At 40.1% G+C, this 277-nt stretch carries 1 protein-coding gene; it reads right to left on the bottom strand.

All coding sequences use genetic code 11. The annotated features are described in order from the left end of the window. A partial coding sequence (locus SB775_RS29075; protein WP_410864681.1) for a penicillin-binding transpeptidase domain-containing protein occupies positions 1-277 on the bottom strand: 277 nt, incomplete at both ends.

Raw genomic sequence — 277 nt, 5'->3', positions numbered from 1 at the left:
GCTTGCTCGACTGGACCGACTTTATCTAAATTAAATAAAATCCCACTACCTTCACCTTGCAAATCAATTCCAGTTTTCTGTCCAAAGCCGAAATTACGAATGTATTTAAACAATCGGTCTTTACCAAGACGATCACCAAGTTCAATAAATCCTGGGTTACATGAGTTTTGAACTACTTCTAAAAACGTTTGGCTACCATGGCCTCCCGCTTTCCAGCATTTCAATCTAGCTCCACCCACTTCAGCTGCTCCATCATCATAAAACGTATCTTTCTCTA

This window comes from Peribacillus sp. SIMBA_075 (assembly GCF_046534585.1).
Note: the sequence above shows the minus strand (reverse complement) of the source record. Positions and strands in the feature narration are given on the sequence as shown.